The 21550-nt window shown below is 69.4% G+C and carries 19 protein-coding genes and 1 riboswitch; of the genes, 13 read left to right on the top strand and 6 right to left on the bottom strand.

The features are described from left to right. Nucleotides 1-213 precede the first annotated feature (213 nt). The 10 genes from clsA to IF11_RS0120060 all read left to right on the top strand — a co-directional run bounded on the left by clsA (nt 214) and on the right by IF11_RS0120060 (nt 10178). Nucleotides 214-822, top strand: a complete 609-nt coding sequence (clsA, locus tag IF11_RS0120015; protein WP_030353025.1) for a cardiolipin synthase ClsA — start codon at nt 214-216, stop codon at nt 820-822. 113 nt (nt 823-935) lie between these two features. After that, nucleotides 936-3431, top strand: a complete 2496-nt coding sequence (locus tag IF11_RS0120020) for a mannose-1-phosphate guanyltransferase (protein ID WP_030353026.1) — start codon at nt 936-938, stop codon at nt 3429-3431. 110 nt (nt 3432-3541) lie between these two features. Next, nucleotides 3542-4471, top strand: a complete 930-nt coding sequence (locus tag IF11_RS0120025) for a DUF881 domain-containing protein (RefSeq protein WP_037728137.1) — start codon at nt 3542-3544, stop codon at nt 4469-4471. Then, on the top strand, nt 4468-4800 hold the full coding sequence (locus IF11_RS0120030; RefSeq protein WP_023543062.1) for a small basic family protein: 333 nt from the start codon (nt 4468-4470) through the stop codon (nt 4798-4800). The genes IF11_RS0120025 and IF11_RS0120030 overlap by 4 nt, the downstream gene beginning before the upstream one ends. Before the next feature lie 5 nt (nt 4801-4805). After that, nucleotides 4806-5594 carry a DUF881 domain-containing protein gene (locus IF11_RS0120035; protein ID WP_030353028.1) on the top strand — a complete coding sequence of 263 codons (789 nt, stop codon included), beginning with the start codon at nt 4806-4808 and terminating at the stop codon, nt 5592-5594. An 82-nt stretch (nt 5595-5676) separates the two neighbouring features. Then, nucleotides 5677-6561, top strand: coding sequence for a double zinc ribbon and FHA domain-containing protein (locus tag IF11_RS39035; RefSeq protein WP_078490794.1), 885 nt, complete (start codon nt 5677-5679; stop codon nt 6559-6561). A gap of 16 nt (nt 6562-6577) precedes the next feature. Then, a complete protein-coding gene (gene ftsR, locus IF11_RS0120045; RefSeq protein WP_030353030.1) occupies nt 6578-7315 on the top strand; it encodes a transcriptional regulator FtsR in 738 nt (245 codons plus the stop codon). A 53-nt stretch (nt 7316-7368) separates the two neighbouring features. Next, entirely contained in the window at nt 7369-7842 is a 474-nt protein-coding gene (locus IF11_RS0120050) for a bifunctional nuclease family protein (RefSeq protein WP_006123076.1), read from the top strand. 179 nt (nt 7843-8021) lie between these two features. Further along, nucleotides 8022-8591: a MerR family transcriptional regulator gene (locus IF11_RS0120055; RefSeq protein WP_030353031.1), complete on the top strand. Its 570-nt coding sequence runs from the start codon at nt 8022-8024 to the stop codon at nt 8589-8591. Nucleotides 8592-8651: 60 nt separating this feature from the next. After that, nucleotides 8652-10178 (top strand): DNA polymerase IV, encoded by a 1527-nt coding sequence (locus IF11_RS0120060; protein WP_078490795.1) that lies wholly within the window; start codon nt 8652-8654, stop codon nt 10176-10178. Here the strand turns inward: IF11_RS0120060 and IF11_RS0120065 are convergent. After that, nucleotides 10073-10471: a PRC-barrel domain-containing protein gene (locus IF11_RS0120065; RefSeq protein ID WP_030353033.1), complete on the bottom strand. Its 399-nt coding sequence runs from the start codon at nt 10469-10471 to the stop codon at nt 10073-10075. The two genes, IF11_RS0120060 and IF11_RS0120065, sit on opposite strands and share 106 nt — an antisense overlap. A 124-nt stretch (nt 10472-10595) precedes the next feature. Continuing rightward, nucleotides 10596-10692: riboswitch (glycine riboswitch) on the top strand. Nucleotides 10693-10869: 177 nt separating this feature from the next. Between IF11_RS0120065 and gcvP the strand changes: the two genes are divergently transcribed. Beyond that, the gene (gcvP, locus tag IF11_RS0120070) at nt 10870-13755 is read left to right on the top strand and encodes an aminomethyl-transferring glycine dehydrogenase (protein ID WP_030353034.1); all 2886 of its coding nucleotides are present in this window, start codon (nt 10870-10872) and stop codon (nt 13753-13755) included. 131 nt (nt 13756-13886) lie between these two features. Here gcvP and IF11_RS0120075 read toward each other — a convergent pair whose 3' ends face one another. Both IF11_RS0120075 and IF11_RS0120080 read right to left on the bottom strand, forming a co-directional pair. Beyond that, on the bottom strand, nt 13887-14093 hold the full coding sequence (locus tag IF11_RS0120075; protein ID WP_030353035.1) for a DUF5999 family protein: 207 nt from the start codon (nt 14091-14093) through the stop codon (nt 13887-13889). 315 nt (nt 14094-14408) lie between these two features. Continuing rightward, the gene (locus IF11_RS0120080) at nt 14409-15017 is read right to left on the bottom strand and encodes a hypothetical protein (RefSeq protein ID WP_030353036.1); all 609 of its coding nucleotides are present in this window, start codon (nt 15015-15017) and stop codon (nt 14409-14411) included. A gap of 504 nt (nt 15018-15521) precedes the next feature. On the opposite strand from IF11_RS0120080, the gene IF11_RS0120085 reads away from it, so the two are divergent. After that, nucleotides 15522-17021 carry a glutamate-cysteine ligase family protein gene (locus IF11_RS0120085; RefSeq protein ID WP_030353037.1) on the top strand — a complete coding sequence of 500 codons (1500 nt, stop codon included), beginning with the start codon at nt 15522-15524 and terminating at the stop codon, nt 17019-17021. A gap of 130 nt (nt 17022-17151) precedes the next feature. On the opposite strand, the gene IF11_RS0120090 is transcribed toward IF11_RS0120085, so the two are convergent. Continuing rightward, nucleotides 17152-18939, bottom strand: a complete 1788-nt coding sequence (locus tag IF11_RS0120090) for a substrate-binding domain-containing protein (RefSeq protein ID WP_051746075.1) — start codon at nt 18937-18939, stop codon at nt 17152-17154. Between the two features lie 197 nt (nt 18940-19136). Between IF11_RS0120090 and IF11_RS0120095 the strand changes: the two genes are divergently transcribed. After that, a complete protein-coding gene (locus IF11_RS0120095; RefSeq protein ID WP_030353039.1) occupies nt 19137-19937 on the top strand; it encodes a CPBP family intramembrane glutamic endopeptidase in 801 nt (266 codons plus the stop codon). An 81-nt stretch (nt 19938-20018) separates the two neighbouring features. Here IF11_RS0120095 and IF11_RS0120100 read toward each other — a convergent pair whose 3' ends face one another. Both IF11_RS0120100 and IF11_RS0120105 read right to left on the bottom strand, forming a co-directional pair. After that, entirely contained in the window at nt 20019-20840 is an 822-nt protein-coding gene (locus tag IF11_RS0120100; RefSeq protein ID WP_030353040.1) for a PhzF family phenazine biosynthesis protein, read from the bottom strand. A 61-nt stretch (nt 20841-20901) separates the two neighbouring features. Further along, nucleotides 20902-21504 carry a cadmium resistance transporter gene (locus tag IF11_RS0120105; protein WP_030353041.1) on the bottom strand — a complete coding sequence of 201 codons (603 nt, stop codon included), beginning with the start codon at nt 21502-21504 and terminating at the stop codon, nt 20902-20904. Nucleotides 21505-21550 lie beyond the last annotated feature (46 nt).

Here is a 21550-nt window from a genome sequence, read left to right on the forward strand (position 1 = left end):
CGCCGATGGTACTGCAGGGGGGACCCTGTGGGAGAGTAGGACGCCGCCGAACAATTATTGTGGGAATGCCTCGCACCTTCTGGTGCGGGGCATTTCTGCATTCTGTGAGACGTTATACCTCGTCCCCCTTCTTTACCCCCCTGCGTTCGTGTGCCGGCGCTGAGGGTAGGGTCAGGAAGCATCGTTGGCACGTTCCACACAGGAGGCCCCCGGGTGGAGGTCCAGGAGACTCGCGTTCAGACGGACCGGGTGCTCACCATCCCCAACATTCTCAGCATGGCCCGCCTCGTCGGCGTACCGCTCTTCCTGTGGCTGATCCTGCGCCCCGAGTTCGGCGGGCCGAAGAGCGACGGCTGGGCATTGCTGGTGCTCATGCTGAGCGGCGTCAGTGACTATCTCGACGGCAAGCTCGCCCGCCGCTGGAACCAGATCAGCAGCCTGGGGCGACTTCTCGATCCCGCGGCCGACCGGCTCTACATCCTTTCCACCCTGGTTGGCCTCACCTGGCGGGAGATCCTGCCCCTGTGGCTCACCGTGGCCCTACTGGCCCGGGAACTGATGCTTCTGGTCATGGTGGCCATCCTTCGCAGGCACGGCTATCCGCCTCCCCAGGTGAACTTCCTCGGCAAGGCGGCTACCTTCAACTTGATGTATGCCTTCCCGCTCCTGCTTCTCAGTGACGGAAGTGGCTGGCTTGCGTCACTCGCTGAAGTTTTCGGATGGGCGTTCGCCATTTGGGGTACAAGTCTGTATTGGTGGGCAGGGATCCTGTATGTGGTCCAGGTCCGTCGGCTTGTCAAGGCGGACAACGTGGCCGACTGAGCTCGTCGATGCGGTGCCGTGCAGTGTCGCCGGCCCGCGCCCGACGTCAATGGGGCCTCTGTCCAGACGGGTGAAGTCGGCGAGACCGTCTCTTCAAGGAGGACGCTTCCGACATGAAGGCCGTCGTGATGGCCGGTGGCGAAGGTACTCGACTTCGCCCCATGACCTCAAGCATGCCCAAGCCGCTCCTGCCGGTCGTCAACCGGCCGATCATGGAGCATGTGCTGCGGTTGCTCAAGCGCCATGGGCTCAGTGAGACCGTCGTAACCGTGCAATTCCTCGCCTCTCTCGTCAAGAATTATTTCGGTGACGGTGAAGAGCTGGGCATGGACCTGACCTATGCCAACGAGGAGAAGCCGCTCGGCACCGCGGGGAGTGTGAAGAACGCGGAGGAGGCACTGAAAGACGATGCCTTCCTCGTCATTTCCGGTGACGCGCTCACCGATTTCGATCTGACCGACCTCATCGCGTTCCACAAGGAAAAGGGCGCACTGGTGACGGTGTGTCTGACCCGGGTGCCGAATCCACTGGAATTCGGCATCACGATCGTGGACGAAGAGGGAAAGGTCGAGCGCTTCCTGGAGAAGCCCACCTGGGGACAGGTCTTCTCGGACACCGTGAACACGGGCATCTACGTGATGGAGCCCGAGGTCTTCGACTATGTCGAGGCCGACGTGTCGGTGGACTGGTCCGGTGATGTCTTCCCTCAGCTGATGAAGGAGGGCAAGAAGGTCTACGGCTATATCGCCGAGGGCTACTGGGAGGACGTCGGCACGCACGAGAGTTACGTCAAGGCCCAGGCCGATGTGCTCGAAGGCAAGGTCGACGTCGATATCGACGGCTTCGAGATCTCGCCGGGCGTGTGGATCGCCGAAGGCGCCGAGGTCCATCCCGACGCCGTTCTGCGCGGGCCGCTGTACATCGGTGACTACGCCAAGGTCGAGGCCGACGCGGAGATTCGCGAGCACACCGTCGTCGGCTCCAACGTCGTCGTGAAGACCGGCGCGTTCCTCCACAAGGCAGTTGTCCACGACAACGTCTACATCGGGCAGCACAGCAATCTGCGCGGCTGTGTGATCGGCAAGAACACGGACATCATGCGGGCCGCCCGGATCGAGGACGGTGCGGTCATCGGCGACGAGTGTCTCGTCGGCGAGGAATCGATCATCCAGGGCAATGTGCGGGTCTACCCGTTCAAGACCATCGAAGCCGGCGCCTTCGTCAACACGTCGGTGATCTGGGAGTCCAGAGGGCAGGCGCATCTCTTCGGAGCGCGCGGTGTCTCCGGCATCCTGAACGTCGAGATCACGCCAGAAGTCGCGGTGCGGCTCGCGGGTGCGTACGCCACGACCCTGAAGAAGGGCTCCACCGTCACCACGGCGCGTGACCACTCACGTGGTGCCCGTGCCCTCAAGCGCGCCGTGATCTCGTCACTGCAGTCCAGCGCCATCGATGTACGGGACCTGGAGAACGTGCCTCTGCCCGTAGCCCGGCAGCAGACGGCCCGGGGCAGCGCCGGCGGCATCATGATCCGTACCTCGCCCGGGGTGCCGGACTCCGTGGACATCATGTTCTTCGACGAGCGCGGCGCGGACCTGTCGCAGGGCGGTCAGCGCAAGCTGGACCGGGTGTACGCGCGCCAGGAGTACCGCCGCGCGTTCCCCGGGGAGATCGGCGATCTGCACTTCCCCGCCAGCGTCTTCGACTCGTACACCGGCTCGCTGCTGCGCAATGTCGATACGACCGGCATCGCGGAGGCAGGGCTCAAGGTCGTGGTCGACGCGTCCAACGGCAGCGCCGGGCTCGTACTGCCCAGCCTCCTGGGCCGGCTCGGGGTCGACGCGCTGACCATCAACCCCGGCCTCGATGAGTCCCGGCCGACAGAGACGGCCGAGTCGCGCCGTTCGGGACTGGTCAGGCTCGGTGAGATCGTCGCCTCGGCGCGGGCCGCGTTCGGGGTGCGGTTCGACCCCGTCGGTGAGCGGCTGTCACTGGTCGACGAGCGGGGAAGGATCATCGAGGACGACCGCGCGCTGCTGGTCCTGCTCGATCTGGTCGCGGCCGAGCGGCGCAGCGGCCGGGTGGCGCTGCCCGTGACCACCACGAGGATCGCCGAGCAGGTCGCCGCGTATCACGGCACGCAGGTTGAGTGGACGACCACCTCGCCGGACGATCTGACCCGGGTGGGCCGCGAGGAGACCACGATCTTCGGCGGTGACGGGCGTGGAGCCTTCATCGTGCCGGAGTTCAGCAGCGTCCTGGACGGTACGGCCGCCTTCGTGCGGCTGATCGGTCTGGTGGCGCGTACGCAGCTCACGCTGAGCCAGATCGACGCCCGTATTCCGCGTGCCCATGTGCTGCGCCGGGATCTGGCGACGCCCTGGGCCGTCAAGGGGCTGGTCATGCGCAGTGTCGTCGAGGCGGCCGGAGACCGGCAGGTGGACACGACGGACGGGGTGCGTGTGGTGGAGGCCGACGGCCGCTGGGTGATGGTGCTGCCGGACCCGGCCGAAGCCGTCACTCATTTGTGGGCGGAAGGCCCGGACGACGCGTCGGCGCAGGCGCTGCTGGACGAGTGGTCGTCGGTCGTGGACAGCGCAGGTCACTAGGGCCGCTCGCGGGTGTGACACGGGTGTGCCGGACGGTGTGATCGACCGCCGTCCGGCGCGCCGGTGGGGCCATTCGGCGGTAGCGCCCCCGACGTGCGACGATGTGCGTCATGTCGCAGCAGCCCCCCATTCGGAGCACTGGCTCTCCGCCGCCGCGCCCCGACGCGTCGATGTCGCTGCTGAACAATGTGATGGACCACAGCCTCGATGAGGGCTACGCGGAGGCGGCGGCCCGCAGGGACGCCGAAGAAGGCGGACTGCCGCGCACGCTCAAGGCGAAGCTCGGCCTCGCCGCGGGTCTGGTGCTGGCCGCTCTGGTGGTCACTGTCGGCGCGGCCCAGGCGCGAATCTCGGCGCCCGTGGTGGCCAAGGAGCGCGAGGAGCTCATCAGCCGGATCGACGCGGAGACCGCTACGGCGGACACGCTGGAGAGCACGGTCGAGAAGCTGCGTACCGAGGTGGGTGAGCGCCAGCGCGCTGCCCTGCGGGCTCACGGCGGCGACCAGGGCGAACTGGTCGCCCTGCTCGCGGGCGCGACGCCGGTGCGGGGGCCGGGTGTGCAGCTCGTGGTGGATGACGCCAAGGACACCGAGTCCGGTGGCGGCGGGCCGCGGGAGAGCAGTGGTTTCTCCGATACGGGCCGGGTGCGCGACCGCGACATGCAGCGGGTCGTCAACGGGCTGTGGGAGTCGGGCGCGGAAGCGATCGCGATCAATGGGCAGCGGCTGACCTCGCTGTCCGCGATCCGGGCCGCGGGCGACGCCATACTGGTCGACAACAGGCCGCTGGTGCCGCCGTACACGGTGCTCGCGGTGGGGGACGGGAAGAAGCTGAGCACCGCGTTCCAGGACAGCGCCGACGGTCAGTATCTGCACGCGCTCCAGGAGAACTTCGGTATTCGTACCAGCATTTCGGATCAGGAAGACGTGCGTCTGCCTGCCGCGCCGAGCCTGATCGTACGTACAGCAGAGCCGAAGGCCGCCGACGCCGGGAAGGGCAACGGACAGGGCGCGGCCAACACCGGGAAGGGCACATCGTGATCGCCGTACTGGGCCTCGTCGTGGGAGTCGTGGTCGGATTGTTGGTCCGGCCCGAGGTGCCGGCGGTGGTCGAGCCCTATCTGCCGATCGCCGTCGTCGCCGCGCTCGACGCGGTCTTCGGGGGACTGCGCGCCATGCTCGACGGGATCTTCGTCGACAAGGTCTTCGTCGTCTCGTTCCTGTCGAATGTGGTGGTGGCCGCGCTGATCGTGTTCCTGGGCGACAAGCTGGGCGTGGGTGCCCAGTTGTCCACCGGCGTGGTGGTCGTGTTCGGTATCCGTATCTTCTCCAACGCTGCCGCGATCCGCCGGCATGTGTTCCGGGCGTGAGGCCGATGAACGGCGGAGAGACCCCCAGGAACGAGGACGGTACGAACACCCCGTCGGAGCCGGAGCGCCAACAGCTCACCGGCCGCCAGCGGTTGGCCGCGGGGCTGTGGCCGCCGAGGGTCACCCGGGCCCAGCTGATCGTCGCCGTCCTGCTGTTCGTGCTCGGACTCGGGCTCGCCATCCAGGTCACGTCGAACAACGACGACAGCGCGTTGCGGGGCGCCCGCCAGGAGGACCTGGTGCGCATCCTCGATGAGCTCGACAACCGTACGCAGCGCCTTGAGGACGAGAAGCAGCGTCTCGACGCGCAGCGCACCGAGTTGGAGACCAGCTCGGACCAGGCCGAGGAGGCGCGCAAGCAGACGCGGGAGAAGGAGCAGCAGCTGGGCATCCTGGCCGGCACGGTCGCGGCGCAGGGGCCCGGAATCACGCTGACCATCAACGACCCGAGCGGCACGGTCGAGCCGGACATGCTGCTCGACGCGATCCAGGAGCTGCGGGCGGCGGGCGCCGAGGCCATCCAGGTCAATGACGTCAGGGTGGTCGCCGATACATACTTCTCGGGTACGGGAGGTGACGTCCAGGTGGATGGCAAGGCGGTCACGGCACCGTATGTCTTCAAGGTCATCGGCAAGCCACAGGATCTGGAGCCCGCCCTCAACATTCCGGGCGGAGTGGTCCAGACGCTGGAGAAGGAGCAGGCCACGGCCACGGTGACGCGGGCTGAGAAGATCATCGTGGATGCCTTGCGACCGGCGAAGCGTCCTGACTACGCTCGGTCGTCGGCGCAGTGAGGCGGGGGCGCATGGCAGTCGCCGTACGCGGGCATGAGGTTGCGGGGGGTCGGCGCACGATCAGCGTGGTGCGTGGTGGAAACTGTCCGGTGGATACGGACGTTGTCAAGATGTCCGGGTCGGCAGGTGTGTTCATTCAGGGTTCGTCCTGCCCCACGGGCGGGTCTGTTTCGGTCAAGGGGAATCGCCCGTGAAGTTGTTTGCGAAGTTGTTCGGCAAGAGCGCACGCGAGGAGGGCGGCTCCGCCCGCCATCGCGCATCGCGCCATGGCCAGAGCGAGGAGCCGGGCGGCGAGCGCCCGCTCTTCCGTGACCAGGTGGGTGGCGAGGCGCCCGGCGCGTCGTCTGTTGACCCTGCCGGTCCTGGCCGCATAGGTTTCGAGGACTCATCTGTCCCCGGGGGGCAGTCGCGGCAGGAGGATCCCTCTATGTCGGCCATGCCTGTGTGTACGAGGTGCGGACACCGAAACGCCGAAGCCAGTCGGTTCTGCTCCAACTGTGGCGCGCCACTGCGGGGCGGAGTGCCCGCGGAGCGCGCTTCGGAGACGACCTCGACGATCTCCATCTCGGGTCTTGAGGCGTACGACTCCGAGGTGACCGGCCAGACGTCGCTTCCCTCGCTCACGCCGGAGGCGCAGGCGGCGGTCGACGCGCTGCCGATGGGATCGGCGCTCCTGGTGGTGCGCCGCGGTCCGAATTCGGGCAGCCGCTTCCTGCTGGACGGCGAACTGACCACGGCCGGCCGCCATCCGGAGAGCGATATCTTCCTGGACGATGTGACCGTGTCGCGTCGCCATGTGGAGTTCCGCAGGGGCGCCGACGGCCGCTTCACCGTCTCGGACGTCGGCAGTCTGAACGGTACGTACGTCAATCGTGAGCGGATCGATTCGGTCCTGCTGGCGAACGGCGACGAGGTCCAGATCGGTAAGTACCGGCTGGTCTTCTACGCGAGCCAGCGGGGCGTGTGACCCTCAGGGAAGGTCCATGCTGCGCACACCGAAGGGCGGTGCCGGATCCGGCACCGCCCGCACGGGCGAGCCGCTGCTGAGCATCGGCGCGGTGCTCGCCAGGCTGCGGGACGAGTTCCCCGGGATCTCCATCTCCAAGATCCGGTTCCTGGAGGCGGAGGGCCTGGTCGAGCCGGACAGGACTCCCTCCGGTTATCGGAAGTTCAGTGCCGGGGATGTCGAGCGGCTGGCCCGGGTGCTGCGGATGCAGCGGGACCACTATCTGCCCCTGAAGGTCATCAGGGAGCAGCTGGACGCCCTGGGGCGCGGCGAGCATGTCCAGCTGCCGGGCCCCCAGCGGGGGCCGCTGAGCGCCGTCCCGGAGGCGGAGCCGGGGGTTCCGACCGCCGCGCGGATGGGCCGTGACGAGCTGCTGGCCGCCGCCGGGGTCGGCGAGAGCCTCCTCGACGAGTGGGAGTCGTACGGCCTCATCACGCCGTTGCCGGACGGCGCCTATGACGCCGGGGCCGTCACCGTGGCCCGGCTCGTCTCGGATCTCGGACGATTCGGTCTGGAACCCCGGCATCTGCGGGTCATGAAGGCGGCCGCGGAACGCGAGGCCGGGCTGGTCGAACAGGTCGTCTCGCCGCTGCGCCGGCACCGTAACCCGCAGACCAGGGCCCATGCGGAGGCGACCACGAAGGAGCTGGCCGCGCTCTCCACGCGGCTCCACGCGGCCCTGGTCCGGACGGCTCTCGGGGTCCGGCCGGACTGATCATGGGGGAGTCCGACTACCCAAACCTGCCGGGCACGTCCTAGGGTTGCTGTGTGAACGAGCTCGACGTTGTGGGTGTCCGGGTGGAAATGCCCTCCAACCAACCGATCGTGCTCCTGCGTGAAGTGGGAGGCGACCGGTACCTCCCCATTTGGATCGGACCGGGGGAGGCGACCGCCATTGCCTTCGCCCAGCAGGGCATGGCCCCGGCCCGTCCGCTGACCCATGATCTCTTCAAGGACGTGCTGGAAGCGGTGGGCCAGGAGCTCACCGAGGTCCGGATCACGGACCTGCGTGAAGGGGTCTTCTACGCGGAGCTGGTCTTCGCGAGCGGGGTCGAGGTGAGCGCCAGGCCGTCCGATGCCATAGCGCTCGCGTTGCGCACGGGCACGCCGATCTACGGCAGTGACGGGGTTCTGGACGATGCCGGCATCGCCATCCCGGATGAGCAGGAGGACGAGGTGGAGAAGTTCCGCGAGTTCCTCGACCAGATCTCTCCGGAGGACTTCGGGACCAACAGCCAGTGAGCGGCCGGTGAGCGCTGCGCCGGGCTCTGTCAGCGCATTCGGTCAGCCCTTCCCCAAAAAGGGGCACGGGAAACCACACTCAGGGTGATTATCACTCGGCGTGGCGAGTGTGGCGATCGTTGACGCACCCCGGGTGACTGCCTACCTTCGACAGGGCAGGTCAAGGACGGAGGGTCGGCGTGAGAAGCAGCGGCGACAGTACGGCGGCGGGCGGTCCGTATCCGCTTCACGGCAGTGCCCCCGACCCCGGTGCGGAGACGGTCGGATACCGGGGTCCGACCGCGTGCGCGGCGGCGGGGATCACGTACCGCCAGTTGGACTACTGGGCACGCACGGGGCTCGTCGAGCCGAGTGTCCGCCCCGCGTACGGGTCGGGCACCCAGCGGCTCTACAGCTTCCGGGATGTGGTCGTCCTCAAGATCGTGAAGCGCTTCCTGGACACCGGGGTCGCTCTGCAGAACATCAGGGCGGCGGTTCAGCATCTGCGGGCCGGCGGCTTCCAGGATCTGGACCGGGTGACGCTCATGAGCGACGGCGCGACCGTCTACGAGTGCTCCTCGCCCGACGAGGTGGTGAGCCTGCTCCAGGGGGGCCAGGGGGTCTTCGGGATCGCGGTCGGTGTGGTGTGGCGGGATGTCGAGGCCGCGCTGTCCCAGCTCCATGGGGAGCGGATCGACACCGGCGAGACGCTGATCGGCAACAACCCCGCCGATGAACTGGCCAGACGGCGCCGGGACCGGGCTGTCTGACCCGTATCTCCGACCCGTATCTCCGGCCGATTGTCAGTGGCGTGAGGGAGCATCGGTGATGTGAGATCCGCGCCGACGATCCTGCATCTGGACATGGATGCCTTCTTCGCCGCCGCCGAGCAGGCGGCGAAGCCGAGTCTGCGCGGAAAGCCGGTGGTGGTCGGCGGTCTGGGCCCGCGTGGGGTGGTCTCCACGGCCTCGTACGAGGCGAGACGCTTCGGGGTGCACTCGGCGATGCCGATGGCCCAGGCGAGGCGTCTGGCGCCGAACGCCGCCTATCTCGTCCCGCGCTTCTCGCTCTACCGCGCGGTCAGCGAGCAGGTGATGGAGCTGCTGGGGAGGCTCTCGCCGCTGGTGGAGCCGCTGAGCCTGGACGAGGCGTTCGTGGACCTGGAGGCGGGCGGCTCGGCCGCTGACACGGCCTCGGCGCTGGCGGCGGGTGAGCGGCTGCGCAGGGACATCAGGGCGGTGACGGGGCTCAGCGGTTCGGTGGGGCTCGCGGGGTCCAAGATGCTGGCGAAGATCGGCTCCGAGCAGGCCAAGCCGGACGGTCTCGTGCTCATAGAGCCCGGTACGGAGCGCGCCCTGCTGGGGCCCATGCCGGTGCGTACGCTGCCCGGGGTCGGCCCCGCGACCGGGGACCATCTGCGCCGGGCGGGCATGACCACGGTCGCCGATCTGGCCGAGGCGGGTGAGGACGAACTCGTACGGCTGCTGGGGAAGGCCCACGGCGCGTCGCTGTACCGGATGGCGCTCGGGCGTGACGACCGGGCCGTGGTGTCCGAGCGCGACGCCAAGTCCGTGTCGGTCGAGGACACCTTCGATGTCGATCTGCACGACCGGGTCAGGGTGCGTACGGAGGTGGACCGGCTCGCGGACCGGTGCGTCGAGCGGCTGCGGGCGGCCGGGCGCTCGGGGCGGACCGTCGTCCTCAAGGTGCGGCGGTACGACTTCTCGACCCTGACCCGCTCGGAGACCCTGCGCGGGCCCACGGACGACCCGGGCGTGGTGCGGGAGGCCGCGGGGCGGCTGCTGGAGTCGGTGGACACCACGGGCGGGGTACGGCTGCTCGGGGTGGGCGTGACGGGGCTCGCGGACTACACGCAGGAGGATCTCTTCGCGCAGGCCGCGGCCGACGAGTCCGCCGCCGCCTCGCGGGCGTCGGCGGACGAGCGGGAGCGCGAGCCGGCGGGTGCGGAGAGCGCGGTCGGGGATGGGACGGCGACGTCCGGAGCGGCCGGGAGCGGTGGCGGTGGGCCCGCCGAGGCGCCGGACGCGCCCGCCGAGCGGCGATTCCCGGCGGGACACGACGTGCGCCATCGCGAGTTCGGCGCGGGCTGGGTGCAGGGCAGCGGCCTGCGGAGGGTGACCGTACGGTTCGAGGAGCCGGGGTCTCCGCCGGGGCGGGTGCGGACCTTCTGGGCCGACGACCCCGATCTGGAGCTCTCCGAGCCGCTGCCGCTGGTGCCGGCGGTGGCGGGTCAGTCGTCCTGGCCGGCCAGTCGTCCGAAGTTGCGTTCCGCATCACGGTCGGACAGGGAAGCGGGCCGTTCGGGTGGTTCGGGTTCCGGAAGGGCCAGGCCGTAGTGGTGGTAGAGCTGGAGTTCCTGGTCGGGCGAGAGATGCCGGCCGACACCGAAATCGGGGGCGTCCTTGATCAGCGCGCGCTCGAACGGGATCCGCAGACCGTCCTGGGACAGCGTGCTGGGGGCAAGGGGGACGAAGGCGTCGCGGCTGAAGAGCCCGGTACGGACGGCGGCCCACTCCGGGATTCCGGTGGCGTCGTCGAGATATACCTCGTCCACTGTCCCGAGCTTATGGCCGTTGCGGTCGAACGCCTTGCGGCCTATCAGACTGCGCGGATCAATGTCGGTCTCCACGGTCCCTCCAAACGGGTCGCAACTGCTCGCAACTGCTTGTGAATACTACAAAAGTGCAGATCTCGGGCGTCGGCCACTCGAAAGTTGTGCCGAAGGCCGCGCTGGTAGGCTGGCAAGCGGCTGCTGACCCCGTGCGGGAGAGTCTCCGGAGAGAAGGCCGGAGGCGCCGAAGGAGCAAATCCTCCCCGGAATCTCTCAGGCCCCCGTACCGCACGGACGAGGTCACTCTGGAAAGCAGGGCGGGCGTCGGACGGCATCCGCTCTCACCGACGGTGAAAGCCGGGCCGCCTCCGGGCGGGCCGGTGAAGCTCTCAGGTTGAGATGACAGAGGGGGAGGCCGTTCGGGCACCCGTGTCCCGGTGCCCCTCACAGGTCGCGTCGACCAGGAGGCCTCCGCAATGACCGTCAACCGCATTCCGCTCTCCCAGCTGGAGCGAGGCACCCCCTTCGAGCAGCGCCACATCGGGCCCGACGCGCCGGCGCAGGCGAAGATGCTGGCGCAGGTCGGCTACGGCTCGCTCGACGAGCTGACCGCCGCCGCGGTGCCTGACGTCATCAAGAGCACGGAAGCGCTGCGGTTGCCGGGGGCCCGTACCGAGGCGGAGGTGCTGGCCGAGTTGCGCTCCCTCGCGGACCGCAATCAGGTGCTCGCGCCGATGATCGGGCTCGGCTACTACGGCACGTACACGCCGTCGGTGATCCTGCGCAATGTCATGGAGAACCCGGCCTGGTACACCGCGTACACCCCGTACCAGCCGGAGATCTCCCAGGGCCGGCTTGAGGCGCTGCTGAACTTCCAGACGGTGGTGGCCGAGCTGACGGGGCTGCCGACCTCGGGCGCCTCCCTGCTGGACGAGGGCACCGCGGCGGCGGAGGCGATGGCGCTCGCCCGCCGCGTCGGCAAGGTCAAGGGCGGCGTCTTCCTGGTGGACGCCGACGCCCTGCCGCAGACCATCGCCGTGATCGAGACCCGCGCCGAGCCGACCGGTGTCGAGGTCGTCGTCGCGGACCTGAGCGAGGGCATCCCCGCCGAGGTGGCCGAGCGCGGCGTCTTCGGTGTGCTGCTCCAGTACCCGGGCGCCTCGGGGGCCGTACGGGACCTCGGGCCCGTCATCGAGCAGGCGCATGGCCTCGGCGCGATCGTCACCGTCGCCGCCGACCTGCTCGCGCTGACGCTGCTCACCTCACCGGGTGAGCTGGGCGCGGACATCGCGGTGGGCACCACCCAGCGCTTCGGGGTCCCGATGGGCTTCGGCGGACCGCACGCCGGATTCATGGCCGTACGCGAGAAGTTCGCGCGCAGCCTGCCGGGCCGGCTCGTCGGGGTGTCGGTGGACGCCGACGGCAACAAGGCGTACCGGCTGGCGCTCCAGACCCGCGAACAGCACATCCGCCGCGAGAAGGCCACCAGCAACATCTGTACCGCGCAGGTGCTGCTCGCCGTCATGGCCGGGATGTACGCGGTCTACCACGGCCCCGAGGGGCTGCGGTCCATCGCGCGCCGCACCCACCGCTACGCCGCGCTGCTCGCCGAGGGGCTGCGTGCGGGCGGCGTCGAGATCGTGCACGGCGCGTACTTCGACACGCTGACCGCCCGGGTCCCCGGCCGGGCCGCCGAGGTCGTCGCCGCCGCGCGTGAGGGCGGCGTCAATATCCGCCTGGCCGACGCCGACCATGTCTCCATCGCCTGCGACGAGACCACCGGCCGTACGCAGCTGGCCGCCGTGTGGACGGCCTTCGGCGTCAGCGGGGACATCGAGGCGCTGGACGCGGCCACCGAGGACGCGCTGCCCGGCGCGCTGCTGCGGACCGACGACTATCTGACCCACCCCGTCTTCCACCAGTACCGCTCCGAGACCGCGATGCTGCGCTATCTGCGCCGGCTCGCGGACCGCGACTACGCGCTGGACCGCGGCATGATCCCGCTCGGCTCCTGCACGATGAAGCTGAACGCGACCACCGAGATGGAGCCGGTCACCTGGCCCGAGTTCGGCGCGCTGCACCCCTTCGCGCCCGCCGAGCAGGCACAGGGCTATCTGACGCTGATCAGGGAGCTGGAGGAGCGGCTCGCCGAGGTCACCGGCTATGACGCGGTCTCCCTCCAGCCCAACGCCGGTTCGCAGGGCGAGCTCGCGGGGCTGCTGGCGGTACGGGCGTACCACCGGGCCAACGGCGACACGGGACGCACCGTCTGTCTCATCCCGTCCTCCGCACACGGCACGAACGCGGCGAGTGCGGTGATGGCCGGCATGAAGGTCGTCGTCGTCAAGACCCGCGAGGACGGCGATGTCGACGTCGAGGACCTGCACGCCAAGATCGCCCAGCACGGCGCTGAGTTGGCCGTACTAATGGTCACCTACCCGTCCACGCACGGGGTGTTCGAGGAGCACATCGGTGACATCTGCGCGGCCGTGCACGACGCGGGCGGCCAGGTGTATGTCGACGGCGCGAACCTCAACGCGCTGGTGGGGCTGGCGAAGCCGGGCCGGTTCGGTTCCGATGTGTCGCATCTGAATCTGCACAAGACGTTCTGCATCCCGCACGGCGGCGGCGGTCCCGGCGTCGGTCCGGTCGGGGTACGGGCCCATCTCGCCCCGTATCTGCCCAACCACCCGCTCCAGCCCGCGGCCGGCCCCGAGACGGGCGTCGGACCGATCTCGGCGGCTCCGTGGGGCTCGGCCGGCATTCTGCCGATCTCCTGGGCGTATGTCCGGCTGATGGGCGGCGAGGGCCTCAAGCGCGCGACGCAGGTCGCCGTGCTGGCGGCCAACTACATCGCCAAGCGCCTGGAGCCGCACTACCCGGTGCTCTACACCGGTCCGAACGGACTGGTGGCCCACGAGTGCATCGTGGATCTGCGGCCGCTCTCCAAGGCGACCGGCGTCAGCGTCGACGACATCGCGAAGCGGCTGATCGACTACGGCTTCCACGCGCCGACGATGTCGTTCCCGGTGGCCGGGACTCTGATGATCGAGCCCACCGAGAGCGAGGACCTGACCGAGATCGACCGCTTCTGCGAGGCGATGATCGCGATTCGCGCGGAGATCGAGAAGGTCGCGTCGGGGGAGTGGCCCGCGGACGACAACCCGCTGTGCAACGCCCCGCACACGGCCGCCGCGTTGGGCGGTGCGTGGGAGCACGCGTACAGCCGCGACGAGGCGGTCTTCCCCGCCGGGGTCTCGGCGGCCGACAAGTACTGGCCGCCGGTACGCCGTATCGACGGTGCGTTCGGCGACCGTAATCTGGTCTGCTCCTGCCCGCCGTTGGACGCGTACGACAACTGACAACTGACGGGTACGACCACTGACGCGTACGGACAGTGACGGGGGCCGGACATGCGTCGGGGCCGGTGCGGAGGAAGGTCTCCGGGCCGGCCCCAGTCATTCCGGCGGCGTTCGGACGCCGCCGGGCGGCGTCAGGCCGCCGTCACCACCTGTTCGGTCCGCAGCGGCCGGTGCGGGGCGATGATCTTCCCGTCGGGCAGCAGTTCGCCGGTGTCCTCGAAGAGCAGAACGCCGTTGCACAGCAGACTCCAGCCCTGCTCCGGGTGGTGAGCCATCAGTCGGGCGGCGTCGCGGTCGGCGGAGTCGGCTGTGGGGCAGGCTGGTTGGTGCTGGCACATGGGCGAGTTCTTTCGCTGTGTCGTAGTGAGTGTCCTGCGGCTCGATGTGGTCATGGCCGCCCCCCGTATTCTGTCTGGTCCAGTCCTAGTGTTGCCCTACGGACGGCAATCCGCAGGGATTTCGCGGCAGCGCTTCCTTCTGCTTAAGGACGTGTCACCCAGCCGGGCGGTTCAGTTCAACTTGACCGTCTTTTCGGGTGGTTCGGGGTGGCCGAACCGGGCTAGGCCGGATGAGCAGAAAGGTACCCCGCGACCATAGCGGCCGCGGGGTACGGGAGGAACACATGACGCGGGCACGCTGCCCGCGCTCCGGCTTCAGGCCGGCGTACGCAGGAGTGGCGCGGGCGCGAGCCGCAGGCCGATCATGGGCAGCAACTCGGCGACGCGGTGCGGGCGGTGGGCCGCGATGCCCGGCGGGGCCGGCGCGAGAGGCACCAGGATGTCGGCCGGCGCGGGGGACCCCGTGGAGGCGTCGGCGTCCGTGTCCCCGTGCAGCCAGAGCGTCAGCATGTAGAGCTCGGGCACCGAGAGCAGCCGGGGCTGGTACGCGGTCCCCAGCGCGTCCGCCTGCCGTACCGCCCGCTCCGTCGCGGTGACGTACGGGCCCTCGAAGAACCGGGAGAAGGCCCAGCCGTCCGCGGTGAGCATCGTGTCCGCGGCGGCGACGGCGTGGTCCCCGCTGCGGATCAGGAAGCGCCAGCCGGCCAGCCTGGTCCGTGGCGTACGTCCCGCCGGGGCGGTCGCCCGGGCTGCCGGGCTGACATGGTCGAGCACATGGACGGGCAGCGGGAGCTCGGGGCTCAGCGGTCCCTGGACGGACTGCAGAGCGGGGGTGCGGGCATCGCGCACAGCGGTAGGGGAACCGAGTGCCGCGAGAACGCTGCGCAGGGCGGGCGCGGGAGCCGGGGGGACATGCAGCGGCATGGTGGGTTGCCTCTCACTCAGGAGACAGGGGTGACGCTTGAGGTGGAGCATGGGCGGGTGCGGACGTCGCTGTCAGCGTGCGGGGTCAGAGGTGGGCTCAGGGCTGTACGGCCGGACGCCGACTCTCTGCCTCGTATACGGGAGTTTATACGACACGTGTTCGTGCCATGTTTCTGCTAGCTGTCCTGCATATTGCGGACAAGGCACTATTAAGTCCATCTCCTGCGTAGTTTCTGCTGATAAGCGCGGAACGCAGGCGTCTGGCCTGGGCTGATTCATTCGCCACGGACGGCCGAAACTCGTCGGCGTTTTTCGCGGCCGGTCGGGCAGTGGCTACAGAACACCACACCATGCCAAAGGAATGTGCCGCACGACCGATGTCCACACTGTACCGGGTACGAGGCGTCGGCGGGGCGTTACGGATCACTCCGTGTGGGCATTATCGATCGTGACGCGAGCGCCCGGTGCCGCGGGCTGCCCACTCGATCGAGGAGGGACACTTCGATGGGTGAGAAGGTCGAAGCGGGTGGTTCCGGACTGTCCGATCGGCAGAAGTACCGCAGAAAGCTGCAGGTGTGCCTGGCGGTGCTGGGGCGACTCCTGGCGGAGGAGGGGTTCGACCGGCCCAAGAATCTGATGGGTCTGGAGATCGAGCTGAATCTCGCGGGGTCCGACGGGATGCCCCGGATGATGAATGCCGAGGTGCTGAAGCGTATCGCGAGCGGTGATTTCCAGACCGAACTCGGAATGTTCAACATGGAAGTGAACGTGGCTCCGCACCGGCTGGCCGGACGGGTTCTCGACCAGCTCGCCGAGGAACTCCGTACCGGCCTCGGATATGCCCACCGCAAAGCGAGTGAGGTCGACGCGGGGGTCGTGATGATCGGAATTCTCCCGACCCTCACCCGGCATGACGTGGTCTCCGCGAATCTCTCCGACGTCGACCGTTACACCCTGCTCAACGAACAGATGCTGGCGGCCAGGGGCGAGGATTTCACCCTCGACATCGAAGGGGTCGAGCGGCTCACCTGCACCTCGTCGTCGATCACCCCGGAGGCCGCGTGTACCTCCGTACAGCTCCATCTCCAGGTGACGCCCGACCGGTTCGCCGATGTGTGGAACGCCGCCCAGGCCATGGCATCGGTGCAGGTGGCACTGGGTGCCAACGCACCGTTCCTGTTCGGCCGGGAGCTGTGGCGGGAGTCCCGGCCACCGCTTTTCGAACAGGCCACCGACACCCGGCCGCCGGAGCTGAAGGCCCAGGGGGTGCGGCCCAGGACCTGGTTCGGGGAGCGCTGGATCGACTCCGCGTACGACCTCTTCGAGGAGAATCTGCGCTACTTCCCGCCGCTGCTGCCGATCTGCGACGACGAGGACCCACTGCGGGTGCTCGACAGCGGGGGAGTGCCGGAGCTCCAGGAACTGGCACTGCACAACGGGACGGTCTACCGCTGGAACCGGCCGGTGTACGAGGTCGCCGACGGCGTACCGCATCTGCGGGTGGAGAACCGCGTACTGCCCGCGGGCCCCACCGTCACCGACGTGATCGCCAACACCGCCTTCTACTACGGGCTGGTGCGCGCGCTCGCGGAGGACGCCAGACCGGTCTGGAGCCGGATGCCTTTCGCCGACGCGGCGGCCAACTTCGACCTCGCCTGCCGCTATGGGATCGATGCGGAGCTGCGCTGGCCGCGCCCCGGCCGGGCCGCCGGTCTGACGGCCGTGCCGGTGGTGAAGCTCGTACGCGACGAACTGCTGCCGCTCGCCGCCGCCGGTCTGGACGCGTGGCAGATCGAGCCGGCGGACCGCGACTTCTATCTCGGGGTGATCGAGGAACGCTGCAAGCGGCGGATGAACGGGGCCTCGTGGCAGGTGGACACCTTCCACCGGGCGCTGGAGGCCGGGCTGGAGCGGGACGCCGCGCTGGCGGCCACCACCCGTCGCTACTGCGAGCTGATGCACCAGGGCGAGCCGGTGCACAGCTGGCCGCTGGGCCTTGTCTGACAAATAGCGCCGTTCGCCCGCGAGCCAGGCGGGATTTGTCAGACAGGGCCCAGGGTTCCCGGGGTCCTCCCTCGACGGGACCGGGTGAGGCATGCCGTACGGCCGGCGGACCCCGGTCGTACGGCACGGTTCAGGACCGGTCGGCCGCCGTCGAGTCGGGGCCGGTCAGTCCGGCCGACAGCATGACCGCCCGCAACATCACGGCCTGGATCTCGGCGGGATCGCTCACCTCGTAGCCCGCGCCGCCGGTGGCCCTGGCGATCGTGTCGACCTCGTCGCGGTCGGCGTCCGGGCCCACCGCGATCGCGATCAGCGGTACCGGGCGGCGGGGGTCCACGACGGTCTTCAGGCGCTTGATCAGTTCGGCGCGTGAGATCGAGTCGTCGTCCTTGTTGGAGCCGTCGGTGAGGATGACGAGCGCGTTGAACTTGCCGCTCACGTACGTGGCCACCGCTTCCCGGTAGGCGGCCAGCATCGTGTCGTACAGACCGGTGTCGCCGTCCGGGACGGGCTTGAGCGCGGTGAAGGCGTCCGAGAGCCGGTCCCGGTGGGTGCCGCCGCCCTTCACCGGCTCGCCCAGCCGGGCCGTCTTCTCCAGCTCGCGGTAGTCCTTGGCGCCGTCCAGCCGGGTGGCGAACTCCCACAGGCCGATCTCGTCCTCGGGGGTGAACCCGGCGAGAGCCCGGAGGAGCGAGGCTTTCGTGACATCCATCCGGCTCTGGCCGTCGCGGCCGGGTACGGGCGCCGCCATCGAACCCGAGGTGTCCACGACCGTCGTCAGCCGCGCGCTCTGCACCGTCACCGTCCACAGGCCGAGCGCTCGCTGAAGCGATTCGGAGGACGGCGGTCCCGCGTCGTTCCCGTCGTACGGCTGGGGCGCGAGGCCGCCCGCCGTACGGACCAGGGTGGGGTCCAGCGCGGTGTCCGCCACCCTGAAACCGTGCTCCTGGAGTGTGCGGTACGCGGCCTCGTCGCCGAGCAGCGCCATGAACCGCATGGCGGCGCGGCTCTGGTCGGTGGTCAGCTCCGTCTCGTCGACCAGGCTGTACGGGTAGTCGAGTACGGGCGCGCCGTCCGTGGGATAGAAGAGGTTGAGGTTGGTGGAGCCGCTGCCTTCGGAGTTGTGGGCGAACGCGGCTTGTTCGGAGAGCAGCACCGCCTCATTGCGGCGGGGATTGCCCTTCTCCGCGCCCGAGTCGTCCTGCGCCAGCGTCTCCAGTACACGCGTGTCGGTGTCGGAGACGCGCTGGGTGAGGAGTTCGGCGGTGGCGGCGGTACGGGTGTCGCTGTCGGCGCCCTTCTGCCGTGAGGACTCGGCGATGCTGCTGAGCGCGAGCAGTCCCGTGGCACTGCGGGCGGGGTCGGCCGAGCCGAGCAGCAGCCCGTCCGCGCCGGTCGCGGTCGCGGCCAGTTCGGCCCATGTGTAGCTCTTGCGGGGCCAGCCCAGGGTCCGCGCGGTCGTGGGTACGGTGGCCAGCGTCACCGGAGAGGTGGCGACCGTACCGGCCGGGGTCAGCGAGATGCCGTCACCCAGTCCCTTGGCGCGCTCCACCCAGACGTCGGAGTCGGGCACCCATACCTGGTAGCCGGGTGTCCCGGAGCCGTCGGCGAGCGCGGCGGCGACCTGGTAGTTCTCGCGTGCCTCGACGCGTACGTCGAGACAGTGGCCGTCGGTGGTCACCCGGTCCTGACGCGCGCGGTCCGCGATGGCGCGCAGCGCGGGGGCGATATCGGGGGAGGCCGCCAGGTCCAGCCGTACCGGAGCGTCCGCGCAGGGATCCGCGAAGGAGAGAAGACCGCTCTGTGCCGCCACCCCCGTCCCCGCCGCCACGGCCAGGACCAGCGCGGTGGCGATGGAGACGGTGCGACGGCGCGGTGAACGGGCCCTGCCCGTGCCGGTCGCCTTCGCGTCGGGCATGCTGTGACGTCCCATGACGGTGGCGCCCCTCCTTCATGAAGGGTGTACAAGGGCTGGAAGAGTGGACGAGAACGAGCCTCGCCACGCGAACGGCGAATTGCTCCCCCGGCCTGTCGCGCGCGATCTTCGTACCTGCATTCGAGACCCTAGCGGCACCGCGTGAGGCATGAGGCGGGAATACTCAACTGGAGGCAGGTGTGCAGGCGGAGGCGGGCCAGGAGGACGGTTTCCATCCCCGGGAGGCCATCTCACGCGGGACGTTGCGGTCCGAGACCGTACTCGTCCTGGCGCTCTCGCTCGGCGCGAGCGGAGTGTCCGCGCTGATCAGCTTTATCGGCTCGCTGACCAGACCGGAGGCGCTGGGCGACCAGGCGGCGAGGCTCAACACGTCGGCCGCGCCCGGCCGGCCCTGGCTCGATCTCACCTGGCAGCTCTTCGGGATCTGTACGGCGCTGGTACCGGTCCTGCTGGTCGCGCATCTGCTGACCCGGGAGGGCAGCGGGCTGCGCGACATCGGCTTCGACGGGCGGCGGCCCTGGCCGGACCTGGGCCGCGGCACGCTGATCGCGGCCGGTATCGGGAGCGCCGGGCTCGCGTTCTATCTGGTGATGCAGGCGGCGGGCTTCAATCTGACGGTGGAGCCGGAATCGCTGCCCGATGTGTGGTGGAAGTTTCCGGTGCTGATCCTCTCCGCGGCGCAGAACTCCGTGCTGGAGGAGGTCATCGTCGTCGGCTATCTGCTGCGCAGGCTCGGACAGCTGGGGTGGTCGCCGATGGCCGCGCTGGTGGCGAGCTCGGTGCTGCGCGGCTCGTACCACCTGTACCAGGGGATCGGCGGCTTCATCGGCAACATGGTGATGGGCGTCGTGTTCGTGCTGCTGTACCGGCGCTGGGGTCGCGTCGGGCCGCTGGTGGTGGCCCACACACTGCTCGACATCGGGGCGTTCGTCGGGTACGCGCTGCTGGCCGGGAAGGTGGACTGGCTGCCCACGGTGTAGCTCCGCGCTGGGCGACGGGGTGGCGAGGGGGCGTGCGGGATGTCCGGCGTACGGGGTGGCCGTACGTCCCCTCGGCCGTGGTCACGGGGAGCTGAGCAGCTCGCCGTCGATGACCGTCACCGCACGGCCGGTGAGCAGGGTGCGGTCGCCGCGCAGTGAGGTGTGGACGAGGCCGGTACGGGCGGAGACCTGGAGGCCGGTCAGTTCGGTACGGCCCAGTCGCGCGGACCAGAACGGGGCGAGCGCCGTGTGGGCGCTGCCGGTCACCGGGTCCTCGTCGATCCCGACACCGGGGAAGAAGCCGCGGGAGACGAAGTCGTAACCCCGGCCCGGGTCCTCGGCGGCGGCGGTGGCGATGATGCCGCGCCGGGAGAGACCGGCGAGCGCGGCGTGGTCGGGGGTGAGCGCGCGTACGGCCGGCTCGTCGGCCAGTTCGACCAGCAGATCGCCGATCCGCTCCGAGGTGTCGTGGACCGCGACCGGCTCGGCGCCCAGCGCGGACGCGAGCCCGTCCGGGACTGGTACGGGTGTCAGCGAGGACGTCGGGAAGTCCAGGGTGAGCGAGCCGTCCTCATGCGCGAGGGCGCCGAGGATCCCGGAGCGCGTGGCGAAGCGCAGGGCGCCGCTCGCGCGTCCGGTGGAGCGCAGCACATGCGCGGTGGCGAGCGTGGCGTGGCCGCACAGATCCACTTCGGTGGCCGGGGTGAACCAGCGCAGCGCCCAGTCGGCGTCGCCACCGGGCGGCAGGGGATGGGCGTAGGCCGTCTCCGACAGGTTGACCTCGGCGGCGACCCGCTGGAGCCAGCCGTCGTCGGGGAAGCCGGTGGAGTCCAGGAGCAGCACCCCGGCGGGGTTTCCCGTGAAGGGGCGGTCGGCGAAGGCGTCGACGATTCGAATACGCATGGGTGCAGCGTAGAAGGCGCGGAAAGCCGCAGGCCAAGGCGCCATTCGGGCCGGTGTCGGCTCAGAGTCCGAAGGCGCCGCCTTCGATGAGGATGAGCAGGCCGATGGCGATCAGGACCACGGGCAGCAGGATGTGGCCCCAGCGGGCGAGGGCCTTGGCGATGACCGGGCGCGTGGCGAAGAACTTGCCCGCGAAGCACCAGACAGCGACCAGGACGAGGAAGACCACGGCGTAGACGCTCATCCCGCCGACGCCGGCGGTGGCGAACACGGGGACGTAGACGCCGATGTTGTCCCCGCCGTTGGCGAAGGTCACCGCGGCGACCTCCAGGATGTTCGGCCCGCCCTCCCTGGCCCCGGCTTCGTCGTTCTCCCCGCCGTCGCGGTGGTTCTTCCACGTCTGCCAGGCGGCTTTGAGGCCGAGGGCGAGCGGGAGCAGACCGAGGTAGGGGATGGCCGATTCGGGCAGGAACGTGGCGCCGAACGCGGCGGCCACGGCCACAGCAAGGATCGCCGCGAAACCGAGGTACTGACCGAGCACGATCTTGCGGGTGGAGCCGCGGTGTCCGGCGCCCTGCGCGAAGAACAGCGCCAAGATCAGGATGTCGTCGATGTTGGTGACGGCGAACAACCCGGCCGCCTGCCCGATAACGCCCAGGTTCACGAACCGGCCCCCACTACTCGTATGACACGACTGGATGACCCTACTC

The sequence above is a fragment of the Streptomyces scopuliridis RB72 genome, assembly GCF_000718095.1.
Classification (GTDB): domain Bacteria; phylum Actinomycetota; class Actinomycetes; order Streptomycetales; family Streptomycetaceae; genus Streptomyces; species Streptomyces scopuliridis.